10 protein-coding genes are annotated in these 7,664 nt (G+C 61.9%); 6 read left to right on the forward strand and 4 right to left on the reverse strand.

Annotation, left to right across the window (positions count from 1 at the left end; translation table 11 throughout):
* Positions 1 to 314 precede the first annotated feature (314 nt).
* Together BGO16_RS10450 and BGO16_RS10455 are read left to right on the forward strand one after the other, a co-directional pair.
* A complete protein-coding gene (locus BGO16_RS10450) occupies positions 315 to 596 on the forward strand; it encodes a DUF4880 domain-containing protein (RefSeq protein WP_292618631.1) in 282 nt (93 codons plus the stop codon).
* Between the two features lie 238 nt (positions 597 to 834).
* Positions 835 to 1,020, forward strand: coding sequence for a hypothetical protein (locus tag BGO16_RS10455; RefSeq protein WP_292618632.1), 186 nt, complete (start codon positions 835 to 837; stop codon positions 1,018 to 1,020).
* A gap of 131 nt (positions 1,021 to 1,151) precedes the next feature.
* Here BGO16_RS10455 and BGO16_RS10460 read toward each other — a convergent pair whose 3' ends face one another.
* The 3 genes from BGO16_RS10460 to BGO16_RS10470 form a co-directional block, all read right to left on the reverse strand.
* The gene (locus tag BGO16_RS10460; RefSeq protein WP_292618633.1) at positions 1,152 to 1,865 is read right to left on the reverse strand and encodes an outer membrane beta-barrel protein; all 714 of its coding nucleotides are present in this window, start codon (positions 1,863 to 1,865) and stop codon (positions 1,152 to 1,154) included.
* Positions 1,866 to 2,119: 254 nt separating this feature from the next.
* On the reverse strand, positions 2,120 to 2,560 hold the full coding sequence (locus tag BGO16_RS10465; protein WP_292618634.1) for a hypothetical protein: 441 nt from the start codon (positions 2,558 to 2,560) through the stop codon (positions 2,120 to 2,122).
* 383 nt (positions 2,561 to 2,943) lie between these two features.
* On the reverse strand, positions 2,944 to 3,153 hold the full coding sequence (locus BGO16_RS10470; protein ID WP_292618635.1) for a hypothetical protein: 210 nt from the start codon (positions 3,151 to 3,153) through the stop codon (positions 2,944 to 2,946).
* A gap of 342 nt (positions 3,154 to 3,495) precedes the next feature.
* Here BGO16_RS10470 and BGO16_RS10475 point away from each other — a divergent pair, with 342 nt between their 5' ends.
* The 3 genes from BGO16_RS10475 (at position 3,496) to BGO16_RS10485 (ending at position 5,679) form a co-directional block, all read left to right on the forward strand.
* Positions 3,496 to 4,275, forward strand: a complete 780-nt coding sequence (locus BGO16_RS10475; protein WP_292618636.1) for an NAD kinase — start codon at positions 3,496 to 3,498, stop codon at positions 4,273 to 4,275.
* Between the two features lie 267 nt (positions 4,276 to 4,542).
* Positions 4,543 to 5,088, forward strand: coding sequence for a response regulator (locus tag BGO16_RS10480; RefSeq protein WP_292618639.1), 546 nt, complete (start codon positions 4,543 to 4,545; stop codon positions 5,086 to 5,088).
* A 12-nt stretch (positions 5,089 to 5,100) separates the two neighbouring features.
* A complete protein-coding gene (locus tag BGO16_RS10485) occupies positions 5,101 to 5,679 on the forward strand; it encodes an Hpt domain-containing protein (protein WP_292618637.1) in 579 nt (192 codons plus the stop codon).
* Positions 5,680 to 6,029: 350 nt separating this feature from the next.
* Here BGO16_RS10485 and BGO16_RS10490 read toward each other — a convergent pair whose 3' ends face one another.
* Entirely contained in the window at positions 6,030 to 6,224 is a 195-nt protein-coding gene (locus BGO16_RS10490) for an autotransporter domain-containing protein (protein WP_292618640.1), read from the reverse strand.
* 216 nt (positions 6,225 to 6,440) lie between these two features.
* Here BGO16_RS10490 and BGO16_RS10495 point away from each other — a divergent pair, with 216 nt between their 5' ends.
* The gene (locus BGO16_RS10495; protein WP_292618638.1) at positions 6,441 to 7,583 is read left to right on the forward strand and encodes a LuxR C-terminal-related transcriptional regulator; all 1,143 of its coding nucleotides are present in this window, start codon (positions 6,441 to 6,443) and stop codon (positions 7,581 to 7,583) included.
* The last annotated feature ends 81 nt before the right edge of the window (positions 7,584 to 7,664 follow it).

Consider the following 7,664-nt stretch of genomic DNA (forward strand, 5'->3'; position numbering starts at 1 on the left):
GGCTCGAACCTGCGACCCCCGGTTTTGGAGACCGGTGCTCTACCAATTGAGCTACACTCCTAGCGCGGTGCCTCTATAGCGAACGCAAAACGCCGCGTCAGCCCTAAAATGCATCGGGGTGTTTTTTTGACAGGACAGGCGTGGACTTGCGGGAGAGGCAGAGATTGCGACAGTTCGCGATCCCGCCAGCATGGCTGCCGGCAATCGCGGCGATGCTCGCGTATTGCCTTCGGTCGCCTCCCCGGTATTGAGTATGCGGCCTGCCGACGAGGATCATCTCCATGACAGGACGCAACGGCCGATCGGAGGTCACGATGGCAACCAGCCAATCACCGCAAGCGAACAGCGAACGAGAGCAACAGGCAGCTTCTTGGGTGCTGAAAAATCGTGACGCCAACCAAAGCGCGCACGAATCCCGCGCGTTTGAAGAGTGGCTTGACCATGACCCGGAGAATAGAGCGGCTTACGAGGCGGCCGGGCGACTGATGGGCGAAGCCCCGGCGGGCGGCACACCCCGTCGCCTTGGCATGATCCTGGCCATTGCGATTTTCGGCGCGGCGCTCGTCGGCGGCGCCCTCGTCCTGCTGCATGGATAAGCAGCCGGATCGCCTGCCCCAAAATCCCGGCGAGTGCCCCCTCTTTCGTCGTCCCGTTGGATAGCGACTGGCTGCGCCGGCCACGACGGCAATAAAATACCGCACCGTTCGCAGAAAAACGGAGGCATCGATTTACGCTTGTTTCACGGGGACTCTCTAGAGTTTTCCGGACAAAAACGGCCGCGGCGAATTTCCCCGCGAGAAAATTCCACCGCGCCGGCAACATCGGGGGTATCCGATGGTATTCGTGACCGCCATGGTGGCGCTGGCGACGCTGGTATTCTATGGCGCCAGCAACTACGGCATCGGCGCCGATCAACTGTGCTATTATGGCGCGATATTCTGTGTGCATCCGCACTGGCTGGCGATTGCAACTCTGCTGCTGGTGATCTGGACGCTGTTTCTAAAGGTCGACCGCATCTGATTGCGGATGCGTGGCCACGGCGTTGCGAGCTTGCACACCCCAAAAAAGAAAGGCCGGCGCGAAGCCGGCCTTTCTGATTTCATCCGATCCGGCGTGAGCCACGACCCGCCTGAGATCGCAATCTTGCGATCTCAGTAATGGGGTGCCGCCGGCCCGCCCCAGCCGAAACGATAGTTTACACCGGCCTTCACGGTATGCTCGTCGCCGCGGAAACTCGCTCCGACGACATCGGAAGGCGAGCCCGCGGCAAATGTCGTCTTGCCGAAATTGTAATACTGATACTCCACCTTGGCGGACCAGTTCGGCGCGAACATGTATTCGAGACCGGCGCCGACGGTGTAACCGTTGTCGCGATTGCCGGTGGTTGCGAAAGCCTGCGGCACGCCCGCGGCGTCGGTCACGCCGAGCTTGCTGTCGCGGAATGCATAACCGCCCTTGGCGTATAGCAGCGCCGGCCCCCAGGTGTAGCCAAGCCGGCCGGTCACCGAACCGAGGCCGCGGTCGTCGCCGGTCACGATGCTCCCGCCCGGGAATGCCAGGTTGCTATTGGCACTGGCAAGCCAGCTATATTCGGCTTCGAGGCCGAGCACCCAATTGTTGGCGAACTGATAATCCGCGCCGCCCTGCACGCCGCCGAGAAAACGGCCGTCGTTCCCGCCCAGACTGTCGCCACCGCCGAACGCGCCGCCGAGATGGCCGCCGATGTAGAAGCCGGTCCAGTTGTAGATCGCCTGCGGCGGCGTATAGGGCGGCGCCTTGGTATAGGGTCGCGGCGGAAGATCAGCCGCAAGCGCCGGTGCGGCGAAGGCAGCAAACGCCGCGGCCGTGAGAAGAAATTTCTTCATGATGGGTTCCCCCTTTTCGTCGGATATCCATCGTTCGGCCATCACCATCCTCAAACAACGTGGCGCGAATTTGGTTGCTCCGCGGCAGCAGCTACAGCGATGATTTGCATAACGGTCTCGGTTCCAATGTAGGATCTCGATGGCGCAAAGCCAGATGCTGCCCACGGAGCACGCCATTCAAATAGGTCGTTCGCTCAATTCCGGGGTTTCGGCCTCTCCGAAATGTGATCGATCGATAACCGACCGCCCGCCATTCAGCGCGTCAGTTTCTCAAGCTCGGGAAACGGCGCGTAGGCCACGCCGGCACAAACGTCGCCGGCTTTCTCGATCATGCGATCAAGCCTTGCATCGACATACACCACCGCGCGCTGCACGACGCCGCCGTAGCTGCCGTCGATCTCGCGGGCATTGTAGCGCAGGCAACTCACGTAACGCAGCCGGCCGCCAACGTTGCGCTGAGCCGGCTCGGCCATTGCGGCGTCGCGGATGCCGACGGGATTGTTGAGGTAGGTTCTGAGGAAGGCGAGGACCTGCGCGCGGTGGTCGGTCGGGAATGGTTGATCGCCGACGCCGCGATCATCGGTATAGACCATGCCGCCATGGCCACCGTCCTGATCGCCACCATCCGTCACGCAGGCCGCAAGCGATCCCGCCAGCAATACGACGATCAGAAATTTTGCAGATGCCCCCGACACCGGTCCATCTTCAGGTTCACGATTTTCACCGATGACCAGTACCGCCGATTCGAGACTCCTGCACCACTTGCGGTGGCTTTTTCTTCAGGAATTGTCTTCGGAAAAGAAATCGAACGGGTTACTCGTATCAAGCGGTTGTCCCTTTGCTTTTTCGAAGTTCGTTAAAGGGAGGGGATGTCTCGCGAACTTCGGAAAAAGCGGGTACTTGGAGTAAATCGCTGCCCTGCCGCAATGGAATGCAGAGCCTGCCGCGCTACGAAATGAAATTCGCAATTCGGTTATCGACACCAATGAACGGTGAGCAATGAACGGTGGGAAAACGAATTGGGCCTGCGGCCACCGGAAAACGATGACCGCAGGCCGCTACCGGCTTCCGGCGTCCATCAGCCATGCTTGGGGGGCTGAGCCTGATGACGGCGGTGGTGATGATTGACATGCCGGCTGGGATGATGCTGGGCCTTGGCGTTGGCGTTCGTCGCCTTCGACTTCGCCGTCTTGGCCGCCGGGGCCTGGCTGATGGGGGCAGTGCCGGCGAGCGCGGGCGCAACAAGCACGGAAGCGGCAAGCAGGGCGGCGGAAATTGTCTTGAGCATGGACTGGTCTCCTTGAGCGGGGATCGCCGAGGTCGCCGTCCGGATGGCCGGGCTCTTCGATCAGGCACCCACCATGAGACCACGCCGCTGAACGCGCGCTGAAGCGCGGCGGCGGCAACCATTCATCTTGATGAACAGTTGATCATCTACGACGAGATGCCCCGCCTCGCCCGAAAGCCCGCGAGATTTCAGAAAACGCGACCGGCGGGAGCCCTGCCCTTTCGCTAACCATGCACAGACCCGGGTCTCGACACGCGACCGCAAAGCGCGGTTAAGTGCCGCCCGGCGACGGCGCGACGGAAATGACGCGCTGACGGCAGCAGTGGAAGCCTGCGACCCATCATGACCTCACCCCGACCGTACGACCGGATCGCCTTTGTCGCGGGCGCAAGCCCCGAAGCCCAGCAGGCCCTCACCGAGCTGGTTGCGATTTACGGCAATCACGATCCCGCGGATGCCGATGTGCTGGTTGCGCTCGGCGGCGACGGATTGATGCTGCAAACGTTGCATCAGAACATGCGGTCCGGCAAGCCGATCTACGGCATGCACCGTGGCACTGTCGGCTTTCTGATGAACGAGTACAGCCGGACAGACCTGCACGCCCGCCTCGCTGCCGCGACCGAAACCGTGATTCATCCGCTCCTGATGCGCGCAACCGACATCCATGGCGCCGTCCACATCCATCACGCGATCAACGAAGTCTCGCTGTTTCGACAGGCCCATCAGGCCGCGCGGCTGCGCATCCTGATCGATGAGCGCGAGCGCATGGCCGAACTCATCGCCGATGGCGTCATGGTCGCAACGCCGGCGGGCTCGACCGCCTACAACCTGTCGGCGCAGGGACCGATCCTGCCGATCAACGCGGCGCTGCTGGCGCTGACCCCGATCAGCCCCTTCCGTCCGCGGCGCTGGCGCGGCGCGCTGCTGCCCGACACCGCGGTCGTGGCGATCGAGGTGCTCGAAGACGAAAAACGACCCGTGGCTGCTGTCGCCGACCACGACGAAGCCCGCAACGTCCGCCGCGTCGAGATCCTGTCCGACAAGACGATCGCAATGCGCATGCTGTTCGATCCCGGCCACAGCCTGGAGGAGCGGATCCTGCGCGAGCAGTTCGGCTATTAGCTAGTGGAGTGAATTTGACATTCGCTACCCACTTTGCAGCGAACTTGTCAGGCGAATGCCAAATTCAAAACTCCACTAGAAACCTGATAGTTGCTAGTGGTCCTTTGATTCTAACATTTGCAGGAACTCCCTGCCGCAACGGGATGCAAATGTTAGAATCGGACCACTAGGACGCGCCGTTCCTGCCCGATCGGGCGAAGCCGGCAACCATTCGTTAACGGCGTCGGCATATAGTTAATGGTGGGTATACCGGGTCCGCGTCCCACCATGTACGGCATCGACTTCAACAAGCTGCGATTCCTCGTCTGCGACGACAATGCGCACATGCGCCGCATCCTGCGCACCCTGCTGCATTCGTTCGGCGCGCGCGAAGTCTATGAGGCCGAAGACGGCGCCACTGCGCTCGAAATGTACACTCATTACGTTCCCGACATCGTCATCACAGACTGGGCGATGCCGATCTTCGACGGCATCGAGCTTGCGCAGATGATCCGCCAGCCGGAATCGAAGGGAAACCCGTTCGCGCCGATCATCATGCTGACCGGACATTCGGAGAAGCGGCGCGTCACCGTTGCGCGCGATGCGGGCGTTACCGAATTCCTGGCGAAGCCGATTTCGGCCAAGGGGCTCTATCAGCGGATCCTCAATGTCGTGGTCTCGCCGCGCCCCTTCATCAAGACCAAAAACTATTTCGGCCCCGACCGCCGGCGCAACACCAGCACCTCCTATATCGGTCCGGAGCGGCGCGGCACCAAGGAGCCCGACGTCATTCAGCATCCATCGCTTCTGGATAAAGCCCGGACCCCGGGCTAGCGAGACGACGCCATGCCGAAGGAAGACTCTCCCGAGCTAAAGGTGCAGGCATTCGCCGACCATCACGTCATCACGCCGCCCAATCGGCTGCGCAAAGTGGTGCGGCTTGTCGACGAGAAGACTTTCGAGGATCCGGTCGCGCGCGCCGAGAAGGCGCTGGCGGGATTGTCCAACGAATTCTCCACCTGGATGGCGATCGAGCGGGACCGTCTTGCCGCCGCCCACGCGGCCATCGTCAAGGACGGATTTACGCCTGCCGCACGCGACGAACTGTTTCGCGCCGCGCACGACATCAAGGGCGACGCCGCGACCTTCGGCTATCCCTTCGCCGCCGCCGGCGCTGAAAGCCTGTGCCGCATCATCGAACATTCGCCGGCCCTCGACCGCGTGCCGGCGGAACTGATCGCCTATCATATCAACGCGATCCAAGCGATCGTGCGCGAGCATACGAGCCCCGGCACCGAGACCATGGCGCAAGAGATCAATCGCAAACTGCGTCTCGTCGCCGACGAATATCTGGCCGCGGTCAACCGTGACAGGCCCGAGCACCTCGAAGCCATCCTCGCGCCGAGCATCGCGCCGGTGGAGTAGAAGACAAGCCGCGGCACAATCATGGCCGGGTCAACATCGGCCTGTCTTGTCGATTGAGCATGATCTTTCCCGAAAACCGGTTTCCAGATCATGCTCTAGTGGAGTGAATTTGACATTCGCTACCCACTTTGCAGCGAACGTGTCAGGCGAATGTCAAATTCAAAACTCCACTAGAAACCTGATAGTTACTAGTGGTCCTTTGATTCTAACATTTGCAAGAACTCCCTGCGGCAACGGGATGCAAATGTTAGAATTGGACCACTAGAATTTCACGGCGAGATCGCTTGACGCTTTGATCGGCGGGGCGGATGCCATAGCCGGGTTCGCCGAACACCTGCGTGGTGCCGGCATCATAGCCGCCGCGGGCTGTCGGCGAAGCCGGCAAACGCGACGCTGCGGCTGATCAGGACGCGATGCCATGTATAGGTCGCTCCGGTGCGGAAACCGAGATCGCCCCATTGCCTGCCGCCATAGAGGCCGAGATGGTAGTTGTCGCTCGAACTGAGGACGAACGATCCCGCACATTGAAGCTGGTGCGACGACAGCCGCCAGCATGCCGAGCCGCTGGCGCGCTATCATCATTTGACGACTGTTTCGCGGCCGGCTTCCAAAAGGCAACCGAGCTGTGGCACCATGGCCACGGTAGCCGCGATCAGGCTTTTCAGCGGCCCGGACGCTTTGTTAAACGTAGGAGTCGCCGTTTAAGAATAGCGCGGTCCGTGCACCAACGGTTCGCCGATAGACAAGGATTGCTGCACCACATGATCCGTGACGGGGGAAGCGTGATCAGTTCCGATGCCGAGCTGCTCTCGCAGGTCATCTCCTGCATTTACGACGCGGCTTTGAATCCGCAACTCTGGCCCGAAGCAATGCGGCAGGCCAGCGAGTTCGTCGGCGGCACCTCGGCGAATTTATTCTGGCACGATATGGCGCCCGCCGAAGGCGACGCGCTGCACAGTTACAACAGCCATCCGCGCTGGGCGCAGCTCTACCGCGAGACCTACGCGCCGCTGAACCCCATTTTCCCCGCCGCCGCATTCCAGCCGGTCGGTTCGGTGATAGCCGCGAGCGATCTCGTTCCGGCCATCGAGATGCAGGAGACGCGTTTCTACAAGGAGTGGCTCGTCCCGCAGCGCATGACCGACGCGCTGGGCGTCCTTCTCGAGAGGGACGCAACCCGCGCCGCTTTTCTCAGCATCCAGTGGCAAGATCGCGCGATCGATGACGACGCGCGGCCGCGACTGGCCCTCCTGGTTCCGCATCTGCTGCGCGCGGTCGCGATCGGGCGGCTTTTCGTAAAACAGCAAGCCAGGGAAGCAGCGCTCACCGAGACCTTGGATCACCTCGAGGCCGGCGTGTTCCTGGTCGGCGGCAACGGCCATATCACGTTCGCCAATGCCCGCGGGCAAGCGATGCTGGCCGAGGGCACGCTCGTCGCGGCTCGCGACGGCGTCCTAAGGGCGGTCGCAGCAGAGGCGGACGGCGCCCTTGCCGACAGCTTGCGGTCGCTGGGGAATCGCACCGCGGACGCTCCGCGCCGCGTGGCGATACGGCTCTCGGATCATTCCGAGCAGAACTGGATCGCCCATGTGCTGCCGCTGATGGACGGTGCGCGGCGCCAGGCGGCAGACGCCTATGAGGCGGTGGCCGCCGTTTTCGTGCGCGGCTCCTCGCTCGCCGAAAGGAGCCCGCTCGAGACCCTGGCGCATCTCTACAATCTGACGGCTGGCGAGATCCGCGTGGTGGAGGCGTTGCTCAGGATGAGCCGCCTGGACGACATAGCAGCCGCGCTCGGAATTTCGCGGGCGACCGTGAAGACGCATCTCAATCGGGCGTACAGCAAGTGCCGGGTCACGAGCCAGAGCGCGATGATCCGCCTGATCTCGGAGCTTGGCCCCGCCTAGTGGAGTGAATTTGACATTCGCTACCCACTTTGCAGCGAACTTGTCAGGCGAATGTCACATTCAAAACTCCACTAGAAACCT

Source organism: Nitrobacter sp. 62-23, from assembly GCF_001897285.1.
Classification (GTDB): Bacteria; Pseudomonadota; Alphaproteobacteria; order Rhizobiales; family Xanthobacteraceae; genus Nitrobacter.

Excerpts from the sequence above, each read along its gene's own strand:
- BGO16_RS10480 (WP_292618639.1), top strand. The coding sequence starts at position 4,543 with ATGTACGGCATCGACTTCAACAAGCTGCGATTCCTCGTCTGCGACGAC.
- BGO16_RS10485 (WP_292618637.1), top strand. The coding sequence starts at position 5,101 with ATGCCGAAGGAAGACTCTCCCGAGCTAAAGGTGCAGGCATTCGCCGAC.
- BGO16_RS10475 (WP_292618636.1), top strand. The coding sequence starts at position 3,496 with ATGACCTCACCCCGACCGTACGACCGGATCGCCTTTGTCGCGGGCGCA.
- BGO16_RS10470 (WP_292618635.1), bottom strand. The coding sequence starts at position 3,153 with ATGCTCAAGACAATTTCCGCCGCCCTGCTTGCCGCTTCCGTGCTTGTT.
- BGO16_RS10460 (WP_292618633.1), bottom strand. The coding sequence starts at position 1,865 with ATGAAGAAATTTCTTCTCACGGCCGCGGCGTTTGCTGCCTTCGCCGCA.
- BGO16_RS10495 (WP_292618638.1), top strand. The coding sequence starts at position 6,441 with ATGATCCGTGACGGGGGAAGCGTGATCAGTTCCGATGCCGAGCTGCTC.
- BGO16_RS10455 (WP_292618632.1), top strand. The coding sequence starts at position 835 with ATGGTATTCGTGACCGCCATGGTGGCGCTGGCGACGCTGGTATTCTAT.
- BGO16_RS10450 (WP_292618631.1), top strand. The coding sequence starts at position 315 with ATGGCAACCAGCCAATCACCGCAAGCGAACAGCGAACGAGAGCAACAG.